The following is a 25,090-nucleotide window of genomic DNA, read 5'->3' as shown; positions in this document are numbered from 1 at the left end:
ACTGGAGCTGTTTCCGAAAGGACGGAATTTCAGGTAAATTTTAATTGATTGGAGATGCAGGGGAAATTGTTTGATGATAACCGGCAATTGGTACTGCCACGGGAACTGATGGATTATACGCCCGACTTTCTGGAACGGCCGGAAGCGGATACGCTGCTCGCTTTTTTATTGCACAATGTGCCCTGGCAGCAGACCAAGGTTAAGATGTACGATAAGGAGGTGCCAACGCCTAGATTGACGGCATGGTACGGAGACCGCCCCCTACGGGCGGATGACCGGCGTGAACCGATACCCTGGCTGCCGGAACTGCAGGTGATAAGGCAGCGTGTGGAGGCATTTACCGGCATGGCCTTTCAGGGCGTGCTGCTGAACCTCTACCGCGATGGAAATGATTCGGTGGCTTGGCATGCCGACAAGGACACGGTGCCCGGCCGCAAAACCGAAATAGCTTCCCTGAGCCTGGGAGCCGAACGGAACTTTGATTTCCGCAGGAAGGACGACCATGCCAGTCGCTATTCCATCAAGCTCCAGCACGGCTCCCTTCTGCTCATGAAAGGCGATCTGCAACTTTACTGGGAACATAGGATAGCCAAATCGAACGCGATCATAGGGCCGAGAATAAACCTGACGTTCCGAAAGGTTATTTTATAGGATAGGAAAAACGACTGAACGACCGGCGTTAATTTCGCCAACTTCAGTGAAGAGTTAGTATATGGTGTTTGATAGCAGACATTCAAAATATGTAGACTGATCATTATAACGGCCGGATGACATAATTCCCGGAACCCGGGTATGGTAAAAGTCCATATCAAAAGGCACGTAATCGGGATAGATGCGATTAATGTGTTTAATTATGTCATTGATCAGATCAAGCTCACCCTGGGATCGGATTCCCTCCAGGGTCGTTACTTTTGTTAGGTCAGAACGCAAATAAACAGAATACACCTTTTCCATTCCGCTTATAATAAAGGTACAGGAATCCAATTTAGCGTAACCGATTCTTTCGGGCAAGTAGAATTGAGCAATATAGCTGAAATTAATCCGCTCGGCAACATTTACCTTTCGCTCTTCTGCAATAACCTTACATAGGTTGCCAAATAGGCTGTTGTCAGAAGCGCAACGTTCTTTCAGTTTGAGAAAAGCGATGTATTCGGCACTTTCCTGATATTCCTGATCACCCGGATCAAGATCCTTGGGATAATATTTGTAAATAGTATCCAGGTACTTTTCGTTATGTCTTATCATTGGACAAATATCATTATTTCTTATGCTTTCGTCACGGAATCGACCCGTTTCGTCACACGAATTTGTAGTTTTATCATATTTTTCGTAGAGGGGGACTCTGTCAGGGCAATTATAGCAGATTTCATGTTATGTAGCAAAGCTGCAACTTAAATCGTTCAATATTTAACTCACCAATAAAGCCATGAATAAAGCATTCATAAAAAGTTTATCAGTCTTCTCATTCCTTTCCTGTATCTTGGTTTCATGTTCTGAAAACGACCCTTATTCCCTAGAGTGTACAAATATGATACCTCCGATCAAAATCAATTTCAATATTGTAAGCAAGAATGGGACAGATCTATTTTTCTCTCCCGATGCACCCTTCCAGTCTGATAGTTTGCAGATTTATCAATTGCGGGGAATCACCTTACCTTATCCAGTAAGTATAGAAGGAGAAGATCACAAATATTTTAGTTTTAATGCACACGGAACGGATAGGGACACCTGCTATTTCCGAATTTCCGAAGCCGATATTGACACGTTAATTTATGTTGCGTCGCCGGACTTACCATCAGAGTGCCCAGGAATGAAACTTGATACGGTGTATTATAACGGGCTTGTTTCTTCTCCAAATCAGGCAACAGGAACATTTCAATTAATTAAATCGCCATAAATAACTAACTATTATAAGCGTTGAAGAGTTGCTGATCGTGTTTCAAAAAGGATCTTCTGGGTATCATTGAGAAGCCTGGAGAAATTAATAAAATAGAGGGCAAACGCGATAGACCCGAAGAATACTATAAGCTAATAAAAACTATTGCAAGGAGTAAATCAAGCAAGTGAATATTTATGCATTTATATTAAGAGAACTTTACAAGTTACTTTAAAGTAAAACAACCATTTATTACGCTTCAATCATAATTGGTCCGATCATGCATGTAGCGCTTGCAAGCGCTCTTTAAAAGAGTTAGCATTAGAATAAATAATAGGTCTCAAAGATTGTTATCATATACAAAGACTTTGCATTGATCAATTAATCACCTATCTTTGTAATAGCTAAGGAGTTTTAGGGCTAGCATATCTCCACTATTTCAATTTCTCAATTTCCTTAAGGGAAAGTTTAGTGAATTTGGCAATTTGGCTGTTAGGCAAACCATCCTTTTTCATCTCGCGCGCTATAGCAACCGCTTCTTCACGTTTTCCCTTGTTTCTTTCCTGCTGCTTTACTGTTTCTATTATTCCCATATCAATTGTTCCTCTGGATAACTTTTCAACCTCTGTATCAAAGATACGATTAATTTCGTCCAATTGTCTTTGATCTTAAATTGCCGGACGGAGCCTTTGATGGTTAAAATAATCAGTGGCAATATATTTACCGATTATTTTAATCACGTCGGGTTCTTCATTTTCAATGTAAAGAAAATTCTTTAGGAATACCAAAAAGCTCAATATACGATCTCGATCATAATTATGAGTTATCAATGCCTTGGCTATAGTAAGTCGTTCACTTCCCAGTTCTTCATCAGGTATTTTTCCCTCTAAGAGTGACTTTTGACAAGCAAGCACCACAAGTGAAAACGGATTGTCCATAAGCAGTAGTTCCTCTTCGTCATTGTCAAATATATGGTACGTCCTATATCGGAAACTCATTGTAGTATCGAGTGTCTGACGCCAATATTCGCTCGGTCTTTTTTGGTTCTTATCTCCGGTAAATATCGCTATTGTTGCCACCGAGATATTGTATCGGTCCCATATTCTGTAATGATATTGATAGATCCGTTTAGCAAATTCGTGATCATTACCCCCTTCCAATTCGGTATTAATCAGAATATGGCTTTCTGTTCCATTCTTCATGTGTATTTTCACCAATAGATCGGCAATGCGTTTATCACTATTGCGCTCCCTGTTGGGAATGATCGACAATAATTCCTTATCCATTAATACCAGCTTATGGTTAAAATCAAACAGATCATCTGCATTTGGATAAAGAAACCGTAAGAACTCGGAAAACCATTCTTCAAACGCGCCTTTCAGAAGCTCATCGTTTTTCTTTCTAGGTTTTCTCTCGGTTTGATTTTTATAATTGGTCATATGCAAATTTAACGAAAATGTTCTAAGATGTTTCCACTTATGAACGAAGATTCTAAACCTGAAAATATTGGTGCCCACATAAAGCAATTGGCCTACCTTTGCCCAAAACCAATGTCATATGAACATAAGTAAACTGATTTATATAGCCACATCCAATCCGTAAAAGAAAAAAAACAGCATGCCACCCGTGAAGATTATTCTTGAGCATAATGAGCCCCATTTAAATCGCTTGAGTTTCTTTAGATATGGCGCTTTATGAAGCAAGCCTCATGTAAGTTGAACAAATGTCCATACTACATTGAAGTGTACTGATTTACGCTGATTTTGACAATACAACTTTTAACCAAGTTTCCACTTCTTGTACCAATCTCAAAGCGTTATTTCCCTGACAGTGTGCATCAGCACCCGTCTCAGCATCAAGAGTGATTAGCTTTTTTTGATCGTTTTCTATCGCTTCGTACCATTCTTTGGTTTGTTTTTTCCATACAGCGCCTTCCTGCATTCCCAGTACAGACATAAATGGTATTTTCACCCGTTTCGGATCTACAGCATTATTATCCCATTTTTCTACCAGTTCTGTTACGCCTTTAACACCGGCCTTCCATAAAAGTACTTGAAGGTTGTTAGCTCCGGCAGCAGATTCCGGTATTCCCGAAGACAATTGTTCACGAACACCTGTAAACAATTCCCCTGGGTTATAAAGAGCCGGTGTAGCAACAACCGCTGCCAGTCTCGGTTCATAAGCAGCGGAACGACAAGCGAAATAGCCTCCCAAACTCATTCCCAAAAGCACCAGCTTTTTTGTGTTTACATTAAATTTTTCAATGAGCGTATCAACTACCTTATGTATTGAATTTTCGGTTTGTTGTTCCCAATAAAGTCCCTGATTGGGAACTAAACCTTGTCCAGGCAAATCTACCAAAGCTACAGAATAGCCTCTATCCAAATAATAACGACCTTGAGATAAAAAGCGGTCTTCATGACACGTATCCGCTCCCCCAATGATTAAAATTGTAGGAGCACTGCTATCTGCTGATTGATAAAAGTGTCCCGGCAATTCCCCTCCTCCATAATAAACAGAAAACTTGGTAGCCGGCAGCTGAAGTCCTTTCATTGCTAAATCAAAATATTCTTGGCTACTTTGAAACAAATAGTCAAATCGTTCCCCGGGAACTACAAATTGCCATGCAGAGCGATAGGCTGCAAAAGTCTTCAAATGAACTTCACCGGCTGCTCTAACATTTCCTTCTTCCAGCCAACCCTTCCCTTGCTCTATCAATATTTCGGCTTGATTTTCAAAGGCATCAGCCCACGAATCAGGATGGCCATCTTCTATCTGGGATGCAACATAAAAAGCCTCACCTACCGACAAACCGCCTGCTGCGCCCCAGCTGAGTGCTCCAAGAAAAAAAAGGTCCATATTTGGGTCATTAAAACGGTAACGTTGGGTCAATCTTTGAGTTGAATAATCGGCACCTCTGTCTGATTGATTTGTTAAACTCTCATTTTGCGATTTCATACTATCTTGTTTTTTTTATTAAAAATCATATTGCTAAATTATCACTATCTTTATCATTAAAATAACTCAATAACCATTAAAAATAGTCGAAAAAAGTCATTGTAAAATGAAAGATACCTCAGGTTTGTTGAATTTTTTCAAAAAAATCCAATACAATTATGGTACGGATACTGTTCATTACTTAGAAGTTCTAGATTATAAAACTTTTGATTTTTTCCCTGAAATGGCAATGTTTTCACTGTCATATATAGTACATAAAACATTCCGAAGAAACTCGACTACCCCGAGCTACTTTGATAATGCAATCTGCTTTTATTTCAAAAATGTTGTACAGGAACCAGATACGATTTCCAATACCCAGACGGAAAAACCTGTTGTACATATTTTTCCCTATTCGGCAACACGAATAAGCAACTTTAAGAAAGGAGAAAAGGTACAGGTGCTTTGCGTGATTATCCGTATTCCATATTTACAGGCGTTATTAGGAACAGAAGCCGAAAACTTTAATTTTCTTTTGAACAACTATCATCATTTTCTTATTGAAGAAATTCTGACAGATGATATTGTACGTCTTGTTACAGAAATCATCTACTCCAAACGACAAGAAGTATTAACAGATTTCAACTACCGTATTGTTTCTTTGCAATTGATTTTTAGCTTATTCAAAAGTCTTAGCAAACGTGACCAAATTAAATTCCAAAAGTTAAATGAAGGGGATATAATTTCTATTTATAAAGTCAAAGAAAGATTGATTCACGATTTATCACAACCAGTTACTATAGAGGAACTGTCCAAAATCGCAGGAATGAATATTAACAAAATGAGAAAATTATTTATCCAGATATTTGGTATGGGAATCTATGACTATTTCCAGAAAAATCGAATGCTGGAAGCAGCAAAAATGCTGAAAAATCAAAAAATTTCTGTCTCAGAAGTCGGCTATTTGTTAGGTTTTGAAAATCTTAGCCATTTTACACGCATGTTTGAGCGATATATTGGCATGAAACCAAAGGCTTACAGCATGTTAAACTAGAATATAACATACACTATACAATAAAATAATCGAACTTGATCGTTCAGGAGGACGCTTTGACCTCACGCGCAATGGCTATAATATGCTCTTCGTCGGTGCCACAGCACCCGCCGAATACGTTTAGCTGACTGAAAGCTGCTTTCAGCTTTTTATGTTCGATGGCGAGGTTTTGCGGACTCCCTCTATCCAATTCCGTCGCTTCATCCAATTCTGCATGGCTTTTGCAGGAAGCATTTGCCCGCAGGCCCCTGATACGCTTTGTCCAGTATTCGTTTCTACCCGATTCCAATTCGTTGAAAAAATGACTCGGGTGCGCACAGTTGATCATGAAGTAAAGCGGAGGCTGGGATACATTTTTATCAACTTGATTAATAGCCTCCTTCAGGCTCATTCCGGTTGGCAGTTTACCGTCCGTTTCCACCGTGAAGGAAACTACCGTCGGAAGACCAACAGCGGCCGATGCGCGGGCAATGCCGATAGCTTCTTCCACATAATTCATGGTAATTGCAGAAACCATATCGACTGGGGTTTGGCTAAAAACAACTATCTGCCTGGCATGATATTTCTGGGCTTCTTCAGCGGTCATTTTATGTTCCGGTACATAGCCGTCACCGCGTGGGCCAACGCATCCGCTAAGGACAATATTGTCGATGTCGTTTTCAAACTCCTTTTTTAGATCGTTAAGGAGCTGGACTGCTTTTTCGTTCACGTCTACAATTGCCGATCCGGGATATCCTACCCTTTCCATCCAATCCGGATTTGCCCGCCAAGTAGGGCTTTCCAGGATAAAACCCATTCCGAAATCCTTGGAGATGTTCAAATAGCGCTTATAGTAATCCCTAAGTGCGTGATAGCCCTTTTCATCTTTCAAGAGATCAAAAGCAGCAAAACAAGGCAGCTCATGGCCCAGAAGGAAAACCAATGTCGTTTCAAGGCCTCCGTCGGTTAAGTACAGATTGGAAGTTCCATTTGGTAATACGGTATTTACAGTAGCCATGTATAAAAATTTTGATATGCTTGGCAACCGACGGCTTTACGGAGGAGTGTTTGGAAGCGCCAAACAAGCTTCAATCAGACCCGTGCCGCAGGTGCTCATATTCATTCACCGCTCGTTTGGTAGCGCGGGCAAGCCAGCCTTCCAGCAATAGCTTATTCAATTCGTCGGGGTCGGCGGAAGCCAGCGCAATCAGTACATAGTCATAGCCATCGAAATGTGAAGTTGTAAAATAAATGGTGGGATCCTTTTTCAGCCAAAAATCCTTTTTTTTGGTATAAACGGCTATCGATTCGTAATCATCCTGAATGCGGGCAAATATCTTGTTGCCTGCGTAAAAGGCCGGTGTCCCGTGACAGAGTCTTTCCTGTACTTCCGGTAGGGCGGACACTGCTCGGCGGATGACGTGGAGAAAAAACGGGTAATCTGTTTGCATAATTTTGTTTATTCTTAGTTATCCAGCCTCACTGTATGCAGTTAATTTGCCGTGCATCTGTGCCACAGTTTACCGATTATTCTTGCAGCGACGGTATTAGCATAGATATGAACGGTTGCGTCACTTTTCTGCTTTCGTCACATCCAGGATGAACTGCATAATATATAACCAAATATACGCCATCTGCATTAAAGTAGATTACGTTGATGACAACTTTATACCTTTCTTTTATCAGTTGGTTCCTGTTCGCAGAGATGAAATAAAAGTTAGCTAAACGGTAGGAAGCTTTCGTACTTAATTTATAGTGCTTAATAGAAAAAGCCGTCTCTTCCATTACCCGTTAACCGAAAAAACAAAAAGAGGTATCAGTCATCCCTAAGCGAGTTTATAGGATTTTCCACTGCCGCCCGAATAGCTTGCGAGCTTACCGTAAGCAAGGCAATGCATACCGCAATAAAGCCGGAAAGTGCAAACATCCACCATGCAATATCAATATGGTAAGCAAAGTTCGCTAGCCAGCGATTCATTACCCACCAACCGATTGGTGAAACGATGCAAAAAGCAAACAAAACAGGCTTGATGAAATCTTTAGATAACAATTGAAAAATGCCATTGATAGACGCCCCTAGTACTTTGCGTATACCTATTTCCTTCGTACGTTTAGCTGCCGTAAACGACGCCAGTCCGTAAAGACCAAGGCTGGCAACAAAAATGGAGAGTGCCGAAAAAATAGTCATAAGTGTTTGTTGCTGGATATCTTTCCTATAAAGCTCATCAAAACGCTGATCAAGAAAGCTATATTCAAAAGGGTAATCCGGTGCCAACTTTCGGTACTCCCTTTCGATAGCATTCATCCCCTCCTTGATATTTCCCGATTTCAGCGCAATCAATGCCACTCGGTTATCCTCATTCGGAGAAATAACAAGTGGCTCCACTTTGTCTTTGAGGGAAAGAAAGTTAAAGTCCTCCACTACTCCAATAATTCTGCGTCTGGAGTTATCCCTTATGGTATTCTGTATCCACTTACCGATTGCCTGATCCGGCGTATATCCCAGCGTGGCGGCCGCCGTTCTGTTAATCAGAACCGAGTTGGTGGTATCGGTTTTAAACGATGTCGAAAAGTCCCTTCCTGCGATCATCTTTAAGCCTAAAGTTTCTATATATTCGAAATCGGCAAACTGTGTTCTTAATGACCAGATACGATCGTCAGTACCTTCAACCTGAAATGTTTGCGAGTCGTGGAATCCTCCCGGTTCACCCGACATTAGCGACACCTCTTTTATTGCCGTGTTGTTTTGTAAGTCTTCCTTAAATTGCCGCCTCCCCCTGTAGATATCATTATTACCATCCACACGTATGCTCACGACATGTTCCATATTGTAGCCTAATTCCTTCGTTTTCATATATTTCAGTTGACTGGAAATCACCACGACTCCAATAACCAGGAGAATCGAAATACCGAATTGGAGGGTTACCAAAGCCTGCCGGAACGTGGAGCCACCCTTACCCAACCGGAGTTTACCTTTGAGGGTCTGAACGGGCGAAAAACCGGAAATAAAGAATGCAGGATAGCTACCTGCCAAGAATCCAACAACCAATATGATTCCGGCAAAGAAAGCGTATAAATGCCATGTGTTCCAAGGGATATCAAGGGGATATCCAAGCAACCGGGCGTAAAGAGGGTTCAATAACTTTACAAGACCTAACGAAACCAAAGATGAAATGAGCACCGTTAAAACGGATTCACTGATAAACTGTCCGGCCAGGTGACTCTTTATGGCACCCATTACTTTTCTCAGTCCCACTTCTTTTGAGCGTTCAATAGCCTTGATGGTAGAAAGATTTATAAAATTGACACAGGCAATAAGCAGAATCAATAGCGCAATTGCTATAAAAATGTATGCTAAAGTTTTATTCCCATGTCTGCTTGGGTCAGGAGGGCCGCCCGGTTCAAAATATATATCGGAAAGAGGCGTTAGCGAAAGGTTTATCTTGAGCCCGATCCGTTCTAGTAGCTGGCCCATATGCTTTTGGACAAAGCTGGGAAATTTGCTTTCCAGGGAGGATGGATCAGTACCCTCACGGAGTAACACATAGGTAAATAAGCAGTTAAAAAACCAATTTTCGGATTCGTCAGTAACAGTATAATTTGATAAAGGGACAACAAGGTCAAAATCCAGGTGGGAATTTGCCGGTATATCTTTAGCAATTCCGGTGACGGTAAGCGGCAAGTTTTTATCCAATTCGATAATCTTGCCCAGTGGATCTTGATCACCGAAATATTTTCGGGCAGTCGATTCGGTCAAGACGATACTTCCGGGATTACTTAAGGCTGTGGCAGGGTTACCGGCTACCAGGGGAAAGGAAAAGAAAGTAAAAAAATCACTATCGGCTTTCAGTACTTTTTTTTCGTTAAATGAAATCGATCCAAAAGCTACCAATGCATTGCCCGGCCATACCCGAGTTGCTTTTTTAACCTCGCCGGAAAAATCAATCGGCAAAGCCGTAGCAAAAGGCGGAGATAACCAGGGCACCCGTTTCTCAGAACCATTTTCATCAAAGCTACGGACTAGACGGTAAATATTTTTTCCCTGTTCGTGGAATCTATCAAAAGTAAATTCATTTCTGACAAAAAGGAAGATCATCGTACAAACGGTCACACCGATGGTAAGTCCAAGAATATTGATGATCGCGAACGCCTGGTTCCTTTTCATATTACGCCAAGCAATTGTAAAATAGCTCTTAATCATGACTTCTAATTTTGTCCATGGGAATTAATTCCTTGCTCATCGGCACAATAAAACTGCCACTACGACAAATGCCTTACAGTTTATCAAAAACAAGCCGTTGCCAATTTGACGGCGTTCGTTTTCAGACACCTATTGTGCGGATTCGGACATACCTGGATTGGGAAAAAGCATCAGCTTCGGGTTGCTTTGGTGCTAGGGATTTTTTATTCTTGTCCAAGTCAAAGACTTTTTCGGTATTCGGGAAAAAAGAATGTTCTTAAACAGGAAGTCCTCAAATTGCCCCAACAGAGAAGAATATTTTAGAGGCGCAGCAACAAATTAACGCCCAGGAAAGGGCTTCCAAAAAAGAACCGCCGCGGGATGAAAGGGTTTTACTGCTAGATTATAGAAATTTGTTTTGCCATTTTATTTGTTTTTTAAAGTTAATAATAATTCGTCCAAATTGCCGACTGCCATTGTAAAGCCCTCTTTGAAACCCGTATCAATCAGCATTTCGATGTCTTCCAATTTGTCGTGCTTCATCGTAATATTTACGGTTGTGATACCGTTTTCTTCTGTAAAATTATTTATCCAAAGTGAATGCGGTTTAAAGGTGTTTTCAATTCCGTTTTCATCACAAAAAGCATCAAAAAAAGACAGCAACTTGTTGGTTTCAATAATCTTGTAATCCGCTTTGTTCCAATGTTTTTCATTCTCGGGACTAACCATTGCATACAGCCACATTCCGCCTACTTTTAAATCGAAAATTTTGGTCTCGATTTGATACGGTTTCGGGGCCCACCATTGGGCGAGAAGTGCGGGATTTGTCCACGCCTCCCAAACCAATTCACGGTCTGCATTAAATTCACGTTTTATGTGAATGGTTTTTGTTTCTTTTCTGACTGTAAAATCGAATAATAGGTTACTGTTCATTTTTTTGATTTTTACGTTTTATTTTTCTTGCCTCGAAGACACAAAGACAATAAGTTCTTTTTTGTGGCTTTCCTGAATAATCGGGACAAGCTGTGCCTTTGTGGTATGATTACTTCCGTTGCATTTTAGCCAATAAATCATCCAATTGATTAAATTTGGTTTCCCAAATTTTGCGGAACTGCTCCCAGCCATTTATCTATTTCTTTCATCTTATCAATTTCAAGTTGGTAATAAATTTCCCTGCCTCTGTGCTTTTGTTTTAACAGTTCACACTCCGTCAAAATCCGCAAATGTTTTGAAATGGCTTGTCTTGTGGCATCAAAATGCTCGGCAATGGCATTGGGCATCATTGCCTGCAATGGAATGAGTGTAATAATTGCCCGTCTTGTAGGATCTGCTACGGCTTGGAAAATATCTCGCCTCATTATTTGTTGGATTTATAATTCAATAACACATTGAATGCGATTTTATTAACGTTAACGGCAATACTTCTTTGATAGATTGGAAAATAGTAAGCTCAACTTTTTTATTTTCAAATTAAATTAAGAAACCAATCAGTTGCAAATATAAATGCAACTTTTCGGTTTCGCAATTTTTTTTATCTTTTCTTGCGTTCGGTTAATCATGCCACCATACTGGTCGCTTAACTCGCGAAGATCTCGCATGTACTGCCGATCGGCCTTTATTTGTGCATGACTTAAAGGCTGAAAATAGCCGGTGTTCAGACCGCCGCCATTTTCTTCAGTAACGTCTCGCAGTATCCTAGATGCTGTAATGATCTTTTTGTAAATGCCTTTCTAAGCAAAGCACCTTCGATGATACAAATACAGGTCAACACCGCAATAAATGTAAATTGGGAGGCAAACTGCGCTTGAGGACCACGATTTTGTTCCGGTTCAGCTCTTTTGACGGGTCTGTAATCAGATCTGCTGGTACTGCACGATAATTTCGTTCTTCATATCTTACTTCGTAACTAGAAAAGGAGTTCGAAAGCGGAACTCCTTTTCCTGACAAATCATATGACAAGCATGATACGATGAAAAATCAGTTACTGGATAAAGTGATGATATGATCAACGATTATTTTAGTGCGTAATTAAGATAACCGCCATCCGCAACGATCTCAGTTCCTGTAATGAAACTTGCGGCATCAGAAGCCAAAAACAACACTGTTTTCGCGATTTCATCAGGATGACCAAGCCTTTGCAGCGCTGTAGCGCCAGCTATTGACTCTTTTGCTTCAGCAGGTAATACCGTATCTAAGCCTGGCGTATCTATAGGTCCCGGACTAACAATGTTGACGCGGATTTTTCTTCCTGCCAGTTCATTTGCCGCAATTTGGGCAATTTTATTCAATGCTCCTTTAGTTGCAGAATAAACGATGGCACCCACGTTTGCCGCGGTGGCAACGGTTGAAGATGTGAACAGTACTGCCGCTCCATCTGCAAGATGGGGAAGTAATTTTTGCAACGTAAAGAAATGCCCCTTGACATTGGTGTTAAATTGTGCATCAAAATTTGCTTCGGTTACTTTTTCTATTGGCTCAAATGTTCCAATTCCCGCATTCAGGAAGAGAACATCTAATTTGTTTCCACTTTCTGCAACTGCTTTTTCCAGAATCGAAATGCCTTCGAGCTTTGAAGTGTCTGAAATCACTGTAAATAATTTCGGATTGTTTATTTCTGCATTTGCTTTTTGTAGATTTTCGGCATTTCTTCCCGTAATCCAAACATTTGCCCCTGCGGCGATAAATGCTTTTGCTGTTGCTAAGCCTATACCTGAAGTTCCACCGGTAATAACGACGTTTTTATTTGTAAAGTCCATAATTAAATTTTAGCTATTTTTGTAGTTTGTTTTGTAAACTACAAACGTATAGAAAAGTAGTTTTAAAAACAAACTACTTTTAAATTTGACATAATGAAAACAATTGAAAGAAGATCAACATGCCCGATCAATTATTCGGTGGAAATTTTCGGCGACAAATGGATGCTGTTGCTCTTACGGGATTTAATGTTTAATGGAAAAAATTCCTTTCTGGAGTTTCGGGCATCGGACGAGAAAATATCTTCAGCTGTACTGACGGAAAAGCTCAATATACTTTTAAATGAGGGGATTGTTTCTAAAGTAACCTCCCCAAAAAACGCTTCTAAATTCCTGTATCTACTAACTGAGAAGGGTATCGAACTGGTGCCGTTCATGGTGGAGTTTCTTAACTGGGGCTCCAAGTACAACCCTGACGGTGGTCCCAAATCATTGCTTGAAAGAATTAAAAAGAATAAAAAGAAAGCAATTACGGAGCTCCAGGATAAATTAAGAAGCCAGCAGCATGCCTATACAGAAAACCGAATCAACGCTTTTTAGTGAAGTCAATACGACTTGCCATCGTTCCGTTTCAAAAGCTGGAAGTCGCTTATGCGAATTTGCTTTAACTGCTTTTTATAGCCACAAATTTTAGAAGATTTCTACTTTCGTTTTTTGAATTGACTCCCCCGTTTTCGGAAATTTTGCCTTGTATGTCATTTTTAACTCTTAGAAAAGGTTAACCTTCTTTGAATTATTTACCGTATATGCTTCTTAAAAAATCTTTTAACGATATCGGACTTCTACCTAGTAATTGTTTGACATCACTTTTATTGGTGTCGAACTCTCCTCTGGCAATCGCCTCACCGAACCTTGCCACATATGCTGAATCATCTTCAGAAAATCCGTTCTGCACAAGCTGCGCAATGTATGAATCTACCTCTGGTTGGTAATAAGTCACACTTCTTCCCAACATGTCTGATATTAGATCAGCGATTTCAGCGAAAGAAAAAGCAGCGTCTGCAGCGATGACATATTCTTTGTTTTCATGCCCGGGAGTAGTCAGTACAACAGCTAGGGCTTCGGCCATTTCTGATATCGGTAAAAAAGGTGTTTTACCATTTCCGGCGGGGATGGAAACACCTCCATCCCATATATTAGTTGCGGACAACAGGGGAATCATGTCAGCATACAGTGTATTATCCATCAAGGTGTAAGGTACAGCTATCTGTTTTAGATAGTCACTTGTGTCTGCATGGGATTGTACATCTTCCCCCATTATACTGCGACGCAGATCTACCATATCAAAACTGGTATAAATGATATGACCGACACCAGTTTCCTTGGCAGCATTAATTACGTTTTTATGCTGCTCAAACCTGTGAACTATTTCCGATGAAGAAGATATCAGCAGTAGCTTGTCCACGTCTTGGAACGCACTTTTTAAAGACTCAAAATTCTGATAGTCGCCAATCCGCACCTGAATGCCTTTTGATTTAAATTCTGCCGATTTGGATTCATCTCTTACCAATGCTGCAATATTGTTTGCGGATATGCCTTTGTTCAATAAAGAATTAATGGTGGCTTTGCCTAAATTACCGGTTGCACCTGTTACTAAAATCATGGTGTTTGTTTTAATATAAATGATGATTACTTTTGTTAGGCTAAGATACTGCAAAAGGGCTTTGCCCGTTGTTAATAACAATAAAAGGTGGTAACCTAAAAGTGACTAATGAAGAATAAAAACGACTATGCTGACTGTCCTGTTACGGAAGTTATAGCTTTGTTCGGAGGACGGTGGAAATTAATTATTTTACGTGTGCTTTCTAAGCATGCCAGACGATTTGGAGAAATCAGTGTTCGGATACCTGCTATTTCAAAAAAAGTTTTAACTGAACAATTGAAAGAACTTGAAGCGGATGGCTTAATTAGCAGGAAACAGTTCGGGGAGTTTCCCCCTCGCGTAGAGTATGCGCTCACGGAATATGGGAAAAGCCTTTGCCCGTTGTTAGCTTATATAGCAGCATGGAAAAAAGAAAGGGTTTAGGATGATTAACTTAAAATACTATAACAATCTCCGATTAAATGCACATTAGCGCTAAAAAAGCCGCCTCTTAAAACAAGAAACGGCTTCAATATATCTGCAAATACCGGATGCCTAATTCTTCTTCTTTTTAGCCAAATCAGCACTGACTTCTTGGACAAAATCAGAATCAACAATTGCCAATTGCCAAAATACTGTATCATGAGATCGGTTTATTGCTCTTTTTCATCGCAAGACATAGATTACCATACCTTCGTCCTAGCTAAATCTGTGAATACTCCGCTGGCTGAAGAAATGTGCTCGTTATCTTAGATACAAGCTTTGAGTCTGCATATTCCGGAATCGCACTGATTTTCTTCCATTCCGGATCAGCACCAAAAGATTTCCAATGTTGGTCGCGTGCAGCCATATCATCGAAGGTAACCATATAAATAAGGTTCGGGCGGGCCTCTCCAATGATCGTTTCTCCAAAGAAAACCGGTTTAAAACCCAGCCGTTTGAAAATTTCAATCTCCCCCGCGTCATTGAACATCTCGCGCTTCTTTGTCCCTGCAGCCTCACTCGCGTGCTCATATCTACGCAGTTCGAAAATACGTTTATCCTTCGACGGGAGCTCTATGCCGGGCATGTTTTTAAAGGCTTTAAGTAAGGAACTTTGTATACGCTCATATGCCGGTTTTGTTGCCGGAGCATTCAGGTATGAGGCACCTTTTGTAAGATAAAGTTTATCCTGTTCAAGCCTATCATTTATTGTCTCAAACTCGTGTAGTGATTGGTAAGGGATTAACACAATCACTATTGATTGTGCTGAAGGCTTAAGTTCGGTAAATACGCCGATGTTTTCAATGCCCAACCTGTTCAATGCGGGGATTGCTGCTCTTTCAAGATAATCTTCCACCAGGCTCAGCTGGTCAGCGTCCTTTAACGTATAGGTTCTAAGTTCATAATACATCTGCATCTTATTGCTGGGTTTAAGTTGAGCAAAACCAATCTGCGGTAGTATTGCGGCGGCAGCACTACTTACGATTGTTGTCTTAAAAAAAACGCGTCTTTTCATATTAAATATCAGTTTAACAGCGATAAATTTTACAAGAATAACGATTTTGGATCTATTTGCAAGTTTCAATCCAGTAAGGCATTATTTAAATATGATATATGCAGTATGTAAAGAAACAAAAGTTAGCACAATGGAAAGTTGATAGCGTTAAAATGGATTACTTTTAAATTGTTATGGCAAATACGTCGGAAGTTAAAAAACCATAATATTTCATTCGTTTATAGAAAGGTTCTATCATTGTAATTTTGTTCCATTACCTGTGGTTCGATTCAGTGTATGGATTTGACAAATTACATCGTGGTAATAATTTACAGGTTGGACTAATGAAATTGAAAATCATCTTTCAACAAGTACCTTTCGGTGCTTTTTGCCCCATTCTATCATTTGGTTGATCAACGTTCCGTATTCTTTTGCATACTCCGTAAAAGTGTATTCAACCGTCACCGGATAGTCCGTATATACTTTACGGGTAATGAGCTTATTATCTTCCAGTTCTTTCAGGTTTCGTGATAACATTCGGGTGGTAATCCCTGGGATGCTGTTTTTAATAGCTTTAAACCGCTTGTTCCCATTACATATGGCGTAGATTATGGGTAACTTCCATTTGCCTCCGATTACGTATATCGTATCTTGTAGAGCTTTTATATCCTTCTCGTTGATTTCCGTTTTTGCGCAAGTTTCCATACAATACCTTTCGTGTTTAGATATATGCACAGTATCATCAGTGATACTAGTTACAAAGTTATACTAAATAGCGAATAACTTTGTAAAGTATTAGCGTAAAGGGTAGGACGTCTTATTAAAACAATAGCGCAGTTCTATAGGCTAATAAAAATTAATTTTAATATGAAAGCAGTTATTTTAAAAAAACAAGGGGGTGTTGATCAGCTATCAGTCGCTGAGCTTCCCATCCCGGTTCCGTCAAAAGATGAGCTGTTAATCAAAGTTTACGCCATTGGTATAAACCCGACAGACATTTATGCCAGACAAAATGTAGCGTTAAATTATATCTTCAATAACGAAGAGCCCAAGATATTGGGTTGGGATGTCTCTGGTGTGGTTGTTGGTCATGGCGAGAATGTTACAGATTTCCACATCGGCGACTCCGTGTTCGGTTTATTAAACTTCCCTACTTTTACTTCGCCAGGCCATGCAAAAGCGTATGCTGAGTATGTACTTGCGCGACCGGAAGACGTTACTTTAAAGCCGGATAATATTTCGCACGATGAAGCGTCGGCAGTTCCTTTGGCCGCATTGACGACGTGGCAGGCAATCAAAAAGTACCCAATTAAACCTGGAGATCGGGTATTTGTCACCGCAGCTGGCGGTGGCGTTGGTCATTTTGCAGTACAAATAGCCAAGTATTTTGGTGCGCATGTAACTGCACTCGCCTCTGGAGCTAAGCGGGATTTTGTTAACAGCCTCGGTGCTGATGAGTTTATCGACTATCAAAGGACCAATTTCGTGAATGTACTTGCTCCTGTAGATTATGTGATAGAAGGTCTGCGTGATGAACATGTAGGACAGACACTGCGGATTGTTAAAAAGGGAGGGCATCTATTGAGTCTGTGGTCAAAGATTGACGGCACACAATGGGAGAAGCAGGCAAAGGCCGGTGGTATACATGCCTTCTATAATGCAGTGATGTCGAGCGGTAAGGACTTATCGGAAATTGCAGTGCTTTTAAAAATGCGCAGACTTATTCCTCATGTATCAAAGAAGTTTACGCTTGAACAGATGCCGCTGGCGCACCTTGAAATGGAAAAAAACCACACGACCGGCAAGATCATTGTCAACCCTACCTGAGAGCCTTCCTTTTTAGCACATAACGATCCAAAACCGACAGAATTACGATCGGTTTTACTGAATATTCAGTTTCAGATTTATCGGAGATCGCAAAAGAAAACTTAAATAACAAAAAAAAGTGCACAGCACAATAAATTTTTAATTAAATTAATATGTCAACGTTAAAAGAAAAAGTAGCTTTCGTAACCGGCGGTACGCGGGGCATGGGAGAAGCAATAGTGAAACGTTTAGCTAGAGAAGGCGCAACAGTCGCATTTACCTATGTAAATTCAGAAGATAAAGCACAGCTCATAGCAAACGAAATTAATGGAGCGGGAGGAAAAGCCTTAGCGATAAAAGCAGATGGCGCTGTGAAAGGGGCGGTGAAAAATGCAATTGAACAGGCAGTTTCCGCTTTTACTAAAATAGATATATTGGTCAATAATGCGGCAGTTTCTGTAGCGGGACCAATTGAATCGGCCGATACGAGGGAAGATGAATATGACCGCCAGATAGATGTGAACATACGCTCTGTAGCAGAAGCGGTAAGAACAGTCCAAAAGTACATGCCCGACGGCGGTCGTATAATCAATATCGCCTCTGTTGGTGGAATCAGAATCGGCGGCTCCGGTTTATCAGATTATGTTTCCACAAAAGCAGCTGTTTCAGCCTATACACGTGGGCTGGCATGGGATCTTGCGCCGCGAAAAATTACCGTGAACAGCGTTGAACCAGGAGCAATCGATACCGACATGCTGCAAAAGGCTGATGACGATGCCCGCCAACAGTATATCAATGCCATACCTTTAAAGCGGTTTGGTAAACCGGAAGAAATCGCTGCAATGGTCAGCTTCCTCGCAGGGGATGAAGCAGGTTATATTACCGGCAGCAGCTTCAAAGTAGATGGTGGTATATCAGCCTAAGCGAAAGTCTTTTTGCAAAACCATCGCATGTGGCGGTGGCTTTGCAAGATAGAAAAGGTTATAGCATACAAACTTCGCCTACTTCGGTGCCTTATAGCCGATTTATATTTTTTTGGTAATGTTTGCAAGAATTTCTGTAGTTTCATCTCTAAGCACAGGATTTAGTATTTGTCAATCAATATTGCCAATCATTTTGCTGGAAGAAACCATACCCTTCGCTCCCATTTGTATGTTTTTCTTATCCTGAACTCACGCTAATAAAAATTTGAATGGGGTTAATAACTTTTGATGCGTCATCATTATCACCGACGGATGATGTTTTTCATTTGTCGATGCCTTTAAACACCTGAATATACAACGGAAAAGTGTGTACAAATCTTTCATAACGGACCCTTTATGACGATCGGTTATTTTTGAAAAATTTTACAACAGAAAGCCAAATTATTCGATAGGATAAATATCCTTGAACTATAGACCATGCTGAAATCTCAATCTCACTTCTTCTTCGGTTCGCGGTAAAAGTTTCTCTAACATTTCTACTGCTGCGCCCTGCACTTCTTCTATAAAAGGCCGAAGCTCACTGTTATAGTTGTTAAAGGCTGATTGAAAATTCCCAGGGTGTTTTTCAAAAGCATCTGCCAATGCTGTTGCACCTATAATGGCTAACGAACCGCCCATACCTGCTGCAGGAGAAGCACAATAGCCGGCATCCCCTACCAGCGCCACCCTCCCTTTTGTCCTTGGAAGGAACCAACTATATTTTCCGTGTAAGCTGAGGGGGTATATGTGTAAAAAGTTCATATCTTGAATCTGTTTTCTATTACCTTCAATGGCAACGCTAAGGTTGATGTCTAAATTGATTACTTAGCAATACACGATGCACTTTCTGCTACATATTTGGTACAATAAAGGGAACATTTCGGATTAAAGTATCCAAAGTAAACTACTAAAACGATTAAAAAAAGGATTCTTACATATTATTATAACTCTAGTATATCATCTAAAACAATTATTATGAAGAATTTTTCCGTCAACTTATTTGTGGCTGCTTTATGTTTATTTATATCTGTTACGCAAAAGGGCTTTGCCCAGAGTGGTGGCAGTTTGTATCTGGGATATGGGATTGCGACTGCTAACTCTATAGAGGACGTCATTACGGATATAGTCATCACAACTGCTACAGGAGGCTCATACAGGGTAACTGATTCTAAATATAGTGGTGCAATTTTCGGAGGGTATAGAAGCTACATAATTGAGAAATTGGAGTTTGGTGGGACATTTGTTTATGAAAATGCCAGTAAAGATCTTTTAACGGAATCTGAGGGTACAAGTAGTATATCCACTAAAACTTATGCAGTGTTAGCAGAGCTTAAATATAATTACATTAACCACCAGCATTTTAGGCTACATTCTGGTATTGGCGCCGGTGTTGCACATGCTCGTACATCTGCTGAAGACGATGTAAGGGTTGAAAAGGATAAAACAACCGATTTCGCTTACCAGATAGATGCCATAGGTGTTAGTTACGGAAAAGCATTCAGTGTCTCTTTAAACATCGGTTATGGTTATAAAGGACTTGCTAATCTCGGGTTGGCATATAAACTTTAATGCTAGGATCACAAGAAAAAGCGCTCAGAATATACCAGCATCATTGTTTCTAGCTCAATGATTACCGGTATATGATGGTGCCAATGGAATAGTTACAATTACTTCCGTACCATTTGCGTTTGAATTTGAACTTTAAAAAACAACCTTCGTTCCCAGCGTATGGCAAGGAAAAATCACCGCTTCGCAGAAAAAATAAAATTATTATCTTGTCCGTTAAAACAGTTTATGATGAGCTATATTTCCGTTCTAACATTAAGTTTCTTATCACTAATTTTCGCACTTGATAGCTTTGGCCAAGAGGCCAAAACGGTCTTTATAGATGCGCGTGAGCTTACATTAGTGGGCAAGGTGCGTCATAAAGGTCCGTTCTACCATCGTTTGGACACAGTTGCAACTCCCAATCTTCCGAAAGCGGTAAAAGCTTTAGCTACACATTCTGCTGGTCTGGCCATTACCTTTGAGACCACCAGTTCCAAAATAGCGGCTAAATGGTGTACAGACTCTAGAGTTCCAACAGATAATATGACAGGACTGGCCGTTGAGGGCATGGACCTTTATATTAAACGAAATGACCGATGGCAATATGCAGGTGTCGCTCGCCCAAAATCCCATGAGTGCAATGAGGTTGAAATTGTAGCGAATATGGCAGCCGGGAATAAAACATGCCTGCTTTTCCTCCCTACTTATGATGAGACTATATCACTTCAAATTGGTGTAGATTCCGGGGCAACCATTAGCCCAGCCGGTAACCCATTTAAAAAAAATATTGTGATTTATGGTTCGAGCATTGTACAGGGAGCATCTGCAAGCCGACCTGGTTTATCTTATCCTGCAAGGCTCTCGCGGGAAACAGGACTAAACTTTATTAATCTTGGTTTCAGTGGGAGTGCAAAAATGGAAATTGACGTTGCGAATTTAATATCTGATCTGTCGATGGACGCTTTAATCCTTGATTGCGTCCCCAATCCGTCGCCGGAGGAAGTGCTAACAAGAACAGCTGATTTCGTTACTACCATTCGCAAAAAACATCCTAAAATACCCATCATCGCCATACAAAGCATAGCAAGAGAAAAGGGAAATTTTGACACCGAAGTTGCCACCAAAGTACTGCTAAAAAACAACTATTTTGAGGCAGAGATCAAAAAGCTGCAAAAACACGACCCGAACTTGTATCTTATCTATGCGGAGGGCCTATTAGGGGGTGATCAGGAAGGGACTACAGACGGTATTCACCCCAACGATCTTGGGTTCGACCGGATGCTTCAGAAGATCCGCCCCATGATTTTAAAAATTCTCCAGCCTTATGGAATCTGACCTATTACAGAGCCACAGCAATTAGCTGAACACCTAGGTGGCTAATTGCTTGCTATTGAATCGGGGTACTTTTAAATCATTATGGCAAATACATCGGACCTTATAAAAACCATAATATTTCGTTCATTTGTAGAAAAGGCCCTATCATTGTAATATTATTCTATTCCTACCTTTTGGCTCAGGGTGGTAGATTTGACAAAATTACATCGTGATAATAATTTACGCTATGTTTAATGATAAGCTTAATATTCATCTTCGAAAGACTAAAGTTTCAGATCTGGAAAGTTTATTTCGGTTTCAACTGGATCCGGATGCAAATTATCTGGCAGCATTTACGTCAAAAGATCCAACTAATAAAAGTGCATATTTGGAAAAATACACCAAGTTGTTAAATGACCCTACTGTTAACAACTTTACCATTGTTGTGGATGGGATCATCGTGGGAAGCGTAGCGAAATTTGTTATGGAAGGAAATGCCGAAATTACTTATTGGATAGGCAAGAAGTATTGGAAAAAAGGCATTACATCCTATGCTTTAAAGCACTTTCTTGCCATCGAAACTACACGTCCTATTTTCGCACGCGTTGCGTTTGATAATTTTGGTTCTCGGAGAGTTTTAGAGAAGTGCGGCTTTGTAAAAATCGGTACAGACAGGGGCTACGCTAATGCACGACAACTGGAGATAGAAGAGGTTATTTACAGGCTGGATAATTTTTAACAGCGTTTATTCCAGCCTGTAGTAGAGCAGCGCAAATAATCAATAACTAAACGTATTCATTTCTTAAAGTGTGTATCGCGTTTGTATTCATTTTGATTTCAGATCATCTTACTGTAACTGCAACTCAGCATCTGCGACAATAAAAACGCTATCACCTACCAATTTTTCAGGAAACTTGCTGCCTATTTCGAAATCAGAACGACTAATCGTACCGGTAACCTGAAAACCCGCCGTTCTTTTTTTCGTTACTGTATTGTTTATTGTCCCATTGTGTACCATCTCCATCGTAACCTGTTTGGTTACATCATGCATCGTCAACATTCCGGTAACAGAATATCTATTTTCATCGATTCTGGATATAGATTTACTTTTAAACTGAATAGTTGGATAGCTTTCCGCATCAAAGAAGTCCTTATCTTTCAGATGCTTGTCGCGTGCTTCTACTTCTGTATCAATTGAGCTGATTTCAGCCCTTAATGCTATCACGGCGTCACTGAAATCCGGCTTCGCGGCTTTAACCTCTATTTCAAAGTCTTTAAAAATGCCATTGACCTCAGAAATCTGCATATGCTCTATCCTAAAACCCAATCTTGAATGCTCCGGGTCGCTTTTCCACTTTTGTGCCGAAGCACACAGCGTTGTAATCGCAAGAAAAAAAGTTAATTTAAATCTTTTCATAAATTGAGTTTGTTTTGTAAAACAGTGCCAGTTTTAATTGGCACTGTCTTACACGAAAGTTGGCAAAAGGGAGTAATCCGTTATTTAGAAACACACAGAGGTCGTTAAATCATAAACTTTAATCCTTGTTATTATAAAACCCGCCATAATATTTGAATGGCGACCATACGGGAAGTGTTTCAGGTAATTTCGGGGACAGGCTTTTATACTCGTCTGCGCCAAAAACCACCCTGCCGTCTACGACGGTCAATAAGGAGGAGATTGTTTTTATTTCATCATCCGGTATGGTAAAATAATCTTTATTAAGCAAGACGAAATCTGCGAAATGACCCGGAATGATTTTTCCCATTTCACGCTCTTGATCTTCAAACCAGGTTGGGGCTACCGTAAACAATTTTAAGGCTTCTTCTCTTGTTAACCGATTATTTTTTGCCAATATTTCAGCACCCGACACTGATTTCCCTGTGGTCATCCAACTTATGCCTATCCATGGATTAAAGGAAGCGACCCTAAATGCATCCGTCGTCATCGTAAGTGGAACACCGCTATCATACAAATCACGTAATCTCGGGGTTTGTGATGCTTTCTCTGCTCCATAGGTTTTTACAAAAGCTTCGCCGTGCATGGCCAGCTTTGTATCTAAAGCGATACCGCCCCCTAGTTTTTTTACTCTGGCAGCATTCTCAAGAGATATCGTTTCGGCATGTTCAATACTCCAGCGTAAACCGTCCAATGGTGTCTTTTTGTTTATTGCTTCGAGTTCGTCGAGGAACGGAGTTATATTTTCGTCGTAGCTGATGTGCATGCGAAAAGGGATTCCTTTCTCAACGAGCTTGGTAATGTCTTCTCTAATGTAACGGCGCATTACTTCCTTATCGATAATTACAGCTGGTCTGTCGAAGTTTTCATGGTCATGTAGTTCCATTCTAAGCAATTCGCCGGCACCTTCATATTCATGACCATGTGCCATAGTCGGATGCAGATTCTCTCCCGGACTGATAGGGGATTTCTTTATTACCGCGTTAATTTCTGCATCTACCAAACTAGCGCTGTTCGTATCACCGTACTGAAGGTCTATGAATGGCATCCTTATGTTTAGACGATTCTCCTTCGCCAGTTGTTGTATTTGAGTATGTCCGTGAGGATGGCCGATCAAAGCGGCTCCATCAACAGCTGAAGTAACTCCAAAGCGGTTCAGACTATTTATTACATTTGCAATTGAACTAAGCTGCTCATCACTTGAAGGCTGTGGCACCATCGCTTCCAGTGAGATAAACGTAAATGTATACCCGTCTACGACCCCTGTATAATTTCCTTTCTTGTCCTTTTCGAATACCGTACCCGGCAACGCCGGAAAACGATCGGTACCTACTCCAAAAGCTTTCATAGCCATTTCGTTTAAAAATGCCCGGTTGTAAGCATACTGTACAATCGCAGGTCTGTTCGGAACTGCCTTTCGAATTTCTTCGATGGTGGGCAATCGATTTTCTTTAAACTGGTATGGCGACCAACCCCCGATCACTTTTACCCATTGGCCCTCAGGAGTTCGTTCTGCCTGCTCACTTAACATTTCCAATGCACGCTTCAAAGTCGGCACGCCTTCCCATCTGACATTGTAATTGTAACTCCTATCATTTAATATATGGATGTGGGCATCATTGATACCAGGTATCAACCGCTTACCACCTGCATTGATGACCTTGGTGCTATTGTCTTTCAATTTCAATATCTCGACATCTGTGCCTACAGCATAAATTTTACCTCGTTTTACTGCGAGTGCAGAAGCTTCGGGTTTGGTTAGGCTTCCGGTAGTGATCTTTGCATTAAACACGATCATATCGGCACCGATCAATTGTTCAGTGGTTTGTGCTCTACTGTATACAATGCTGATTATAGCTGTTGCTAGAACGATTAGTCTTCTCATAGTTTACTATTAAAAATTAATTTTTGATTGTCCTGTAATTCTTTAAATGGCACTCGGATATTTAATCCAAAATTAATTTTCCTCAAAATGTTAGAAGATGACATTTGCCTAAAAATTCAATCGGCAAATGTCTACGTATCAGGAATAACAGCTGTTTTGGGTAATGAACGGTACCCAACCGGAGTGTGAAGTTGTTGTCCGGCGTTTGGCACTATGCCTGTTGAAAAAATAAAAAAAGCAAATTACTAAGTCGAAGTCAAGACCATATGCCTCGTTATCAG

Annotated in this window: 26 protein-coding genes; 10 read left to right on the top strand and 16 right to left on the bottom strand. The window is 40.5% G+C overall.

Translation table 11 applies throughout. From position 1 onward, the window contains the following. Positions 1-54 precede the first annotated feature (54 nt). Entirely contained in the window at positions 55-651 is a 597-nt protein-coding gene (locus E0E36_RS07640; RefSeq protein ID WP_130855435.1) for an alpha-ketoglutarate-dependent dioxygenase AlkB family protein, read from the top strand. A gap of 54 nt (positions 652-705) precedes the next feature. Here E0E36_RS07640 and E0E36_RS07635 read toward each other — a convergent pair whose 3' ends face one another. Continuing rightward, complete coding sequence (locus E0E36_RS07635; RefSeq protein ID WP_130855434.1) at positions 706-1,245, bottom strand: hypothetical protein; 540 nt, start codon at positions 1,243-1,245, stop codon at positions 706-708. 283 nt (positions 1,246-1,528) lie between these two features. Here E0E36_RS07635 and E0E36_RS07630 point away from each other — a divergent pair, with 283 nt between their 5' ends. Next, positions 1,529-1,897, top strand: coding sequence for a hypothetical protein (locus E0E36_RS07630; protein ID WP_130855433.1), 369 nt, complete (start codon positions 1,529-1,531; stop codon positions 1,895-1,897). 413 nt (positions 1,898-2,310) lie between these two features. On the opposite strand, the gene E0E36_RS07625 is transcribed toward E0E36_RS07630, so the two are convergent. The 3 genes from E0E36_RS07625 to E0E36_RS07615 form a co-directional block, all read right to left on the bottom strand. Further along, complete coding sequence (locus E0E36_RS07625) at positions 2,311-2,532, bottom strand: hypothetical protein (protein ID WP_130855432.1); 222 nt, start codon at positions 2,530-2,532, stop codon at positions 2,311-2,313. A gap of 12 nt (positions 2,533-2,544) precedes the next feature. After that, positions 2,545-3,315 (bottom strand): RpnC/YadD family protein, encoded by a 771-nt coding sequence (locus E0E36_RS07620; RefSeq protein ID WP_130855431.1) that lies wholly within the window; start codon positions 3,313-3,315, stop codon positions 2,545-2,547. A 313-nt stretch (positions 3,316-3,628) separates the two neighbouring features. Beyond that, on the bottom strand, positions 3,629-4,834 hold the full coding sequence (locus E0E36_RS07615; RefSeq protein WP_130855430.1) for an alpha/beta hydrolase family protein: 1,206 nt from the start codon (positions 4,832-4,834) through the stop codon (positions 3,629-3,631). Positions 4,835-4,940: 106 nt separating this feature from the next. On the opposite strand from E0E36_RS07615, the gene E0E36_RS07610 reads away from it, so the two are divergent. After that, entirely contained in the window at positions 4,941-5,867 is a 927-nt protein-coding gene (locus tag E0E36_RS07610; protein ID WP_130855429.1) for a helix-turn-helix domain-containing protein, read from the top strand. A gap of 43 nt (positions 5,868-5,910) precedes the next feature. On the opposite strand, the gene E0E36_RS07605 is transcribed toward E0E36_RS07610, so the two are convergent. From E0E36_RS07605 to E0E36_RS07580, 6 genes are all read right to left on the bottom strand, one after another. Then, a complete protein-coding gene (locus E0E36_RS07605; RefSeq protein ID WP_130855428.1) occupies positions 5,911-6,864 on the bottom strand; it encodes a homocysteine S-methyltransferase family protein in 954 nt (317 codons plus the stop codon). A 70-nt stretch (positions 6,865-6,934) separates the two neighbouring features. Further along, positions 6,935-7,297 (bottom strand): MmcQ/YjbR family DNA-binding protein, encoded by a 363-nt coding sequence (locus E0E36_RS07600; protein WP_130855427.1) that lies wholly within the window; start codon positions 7,295-7,297, stop codon positions 6,935-6,937. 365 nt (positions 7,298-7,662) lie between these two features. Beyond that, positions 7,663-10,047 (bottom strand): ABC transporter permease, encoded by a 2,385-nt coding sequence (locus tag E0E36_RS07595; RefSeq protein WP_130855426.1) that lies wholly within the window; start codon positions 10,045-10,047, stop codon positions 7,663-7,665. A 405-nt stretch (positions 10,048-10,452) separates the two neighbouring features. Next, the gene (locus E0E36_RS07590; RefSeq protein ID WP_130855425.1) at positions 10,453-10,959 is read right to left on the bottom strand and encodes an SRPBCC family protein; all 507 of its coding nucleotides are present in this window, start codon (positions 10,957-10,959) and stop codon (positions 10,453-10,455) included. A gap of 149 nt (positions 10,960-11,108) precedes the next feature. Beyond that, positions 11,109-11,384 carry an ArsR/SmtB family transcription factor gene (locus tag E0E36_RS07585; protein ID WP_341273582.1) on the bottom strand — a complete coding sequence of 92 codons (276 nt, stop codon included), beginning with the start codon at positions 11,382-11,384 and terminating at the stop codon, positions 11,109-11,111. 654 nt (positions 11,385-12,038) lie between these two features. After that, a complete protein-coding gene (locus E0E36_RS07580) occupies positions 12,039-12,782 on the bottom strand; it encodes an SDR family oxidoreductase (protein WP_130855424.1) in 744 nt (247 codons plus the stop codon). Between the two features lie 93 nt (positions 12,783-12,875). Here E0E36_RS07580 and E0E36_RS07575 point away from each other — a divergent pair, with 93 nt between their 5' ends. Next, positions 12,876-13,319, top strand: a complete 444-nt coding sequence (locus tag E0E36_RS07575; RefSeq protein WP_130855423.1) for a winged helix-turn-helix transcriptional regulator — start codon at positions 12,876-12,878, stop codon at positions 13,317-13,319. A gap of 193 nt (positions 13,320-13,512) precedes the next feature. Here E0E36_RS07575 and E0E36_RS07570 read toward each other — a convergent pair whose 3' ends face one another. Continuing rightward, the gene (locus E0E36_RS07570) at positions 13,513-14,382 is read right to left on the bottom strand and encodes an SDR family oxidoreductase (protein WP_130855422.1); all 870 of its coding nucleotides are present in this window, start codon (positions 14,380-14,382) and stop codon (positions 13,513-13,515) included. A 108-nt stretch (positions 14,383-14,490) separates the two neighbouring features. Here E0E36_RS07570 and E0E36_RS07565 point away from each other — a divergent pair, with 108 nt between their 5' ends. Continuing rightward, entirely contained in the window at positions 14,491-14,805 is a 315-nt protein-coding gene (locus tag E0E36_RS07565; RefSeq protein ID WP_130855421.1) for a winged helix-turn-helix transcriptional regulator, read from the top strand. Positions 14,806-15,064: 259 nt separating this feature from the next. On the opposite strand, the gene E0E36_RS07560 is transcribed toward E0E36_RS07565, so the two are convergent. Both E0E36_RS07560 and E0E36_RS07555 read right to left on the bottom strand, forming a co-directional pair. Further along, positions 15,065-15,859, bottom strand: a complete 795-nt coding sequence (locus E0E36_RS07560; protein ID WP_130855420.1) for an NIPSNAP family protein — start codon at positions 15,857-15,859, stop codon at positions 15,065-15,067. Positions 15,860-16,195: 336 nt separating this feature from the next. Beyond that, on the bottom strand, positions 16,196-16,543 hold the full coding sequence (locus E0E36_RS07555) for a winged helix-turn-helix transcriptional regulator (RefSeq protein WP_130855419.1): 348 nt from the start codon (positions 16,541-16,543) through the stop codon (positions 16,196-16,198). A 162-nt stretch (positions 16,544-16,705) separates the two neighbouring features. Between E0E36_RS07555 and E0E36_RS07550 the strand changes: the two genes are divergently transcribed. After that, on the top strand, positions 16,706-17,665 hold the full coding sequence (locus E0E36_RS07550; RefSeq protein WP_130855418.1) for an NADP-dependent oxidoreductase: 960 nt from the start codon (positions 16,706-16,708) through the stop codon (positions 17,663-17,665). 152 nt (positions 17,666-17,817) lie between these two features. Next, positions 17,818-18,567 (top strand): SDR family NAD(P)-dependent oxidoreductase, encoded by a 750-nt coding sequence (locus E0E36_RS07545; protein WP_130855417.1) that lies wholly within the window; start codon positions 17,818-17,820, stop codon positions 18,565-18,567. Positions 18,568-19,035: 468 nt separating this feature from the next. Here the strand turns inward: E0E36_RS07545 and E0E36_RS07540 are convergent, their stop codons facing one another. After that, the gene (locus tag E0E36_RS07540) at positions 19,036-19,368 is read right to left on the bottom strand and encodes a Rossmann-fold NAD(P)-binding domain-containing protein (RefSeq protein WP_207303734.1); all 333 of its coding nucleotides are present in this window, start codon (positions 19,366-19,368) and stop codon (positions 19,036-19,038) included. Positions 19,369-19,581: 213 nt separating this feature from the next. On the opposite strand from E0E36_RS07540, the gene E0E36_RS07535 reads away from it, so the two are divergent. The 3 genes from E0E36_RS07535 to E0E36_RS07525 all read left to right on the top strand — a co-directional run bounded on the left by E0E36_RS07535 (position 19,582) and on the right by E0E36_RS07525 (position 22,207). Beyond that, positions 19,582-20,175: an outer membrane beta-barrel protein gene (locus E0E36_RS07535; RefSeq protein ID WP_130855416.1), complete on the top strand. Its 594-nt coding sequence runs from the start codon at positions 19,582-19,584 to the stop codon at positions 20,173-20,175. A 225-nt stretch (positions 20,176-20,400) separates the two neighbouring features. Further along, entirely contained in the window at positions 20,401-21,489 is a 1,089-nt protein-coding gene (locus E0E36_RS07530) for an SGNH/GDSL hydrolase family protein (RefSeq protein WP_130855415.1), read from the top strand. A 226-nt stretch (positions 21,490-21,715) separates the two neighbouring features. Continuing rightward, the gene (locus E0E36_RS07525; protein ID WP_130855414.1) at positions 21,716-22,207 is read left to right on the top strand and encodes a GNAT family N-acetyltransferase; all 492 of its coding nucleotides are present in this window, start codon (positions 21,716-21,718) and stop codon (positions 22,205-22,207) included. 108 nt (positions 22,208-22,315) lie between these two features. Here the strand turns inward: E0E36_RS07525 and E0E36_RS07520 are convergent, their stop codons facing one another. Together E0E36_RS07520 and E0E36_RS07515 are read right to left on the bottom strand one after the other, a co-directional pair. Then, the gene (locus tag E0E36_RS07520; protein ID WP_130855413.1) at positions 22,316-22,885 is read right to left on the bottom strand and encodes a YceI family protein; all 570 of its coding nucleotides are present in this window, start codon (positions 22,883-22,885) and stop codon (positions 22,316-22,318) included. A 118-nt stretch (positions 22,886-23,003) separates the two neighbouring features. Beyond that, on the bottom strand, positions 23,004-24,809 hold the full coding sequence (locus E0E36_RS07515; RefSeq protein ID WP_130855412.1) for an amidohydrolase: 1,806 nt from the start codon (positions 24,807-24,809) through the stop codon (positions 23,004-23,006). Positions 24,810-25,090 lie beyond the last annotated feature (281 nt).

The sequence above is a fragment of the Olivibacter jilunii genome (assembly GCF_900607235.1).
GTDB classification, from domain to species: domain Bacteria; phylum Bacteroidota; class Bacteroidia; order Sphingobacteriales; family Sphingobacteriaceae; genus Olivibacter; species Olivibacter oleidegradans.
The sequence above is the reverse complement of the archived record's forward strand: the minus strand, read 5'-3'. Positions and strand labels throughout refer to the sequence as shown.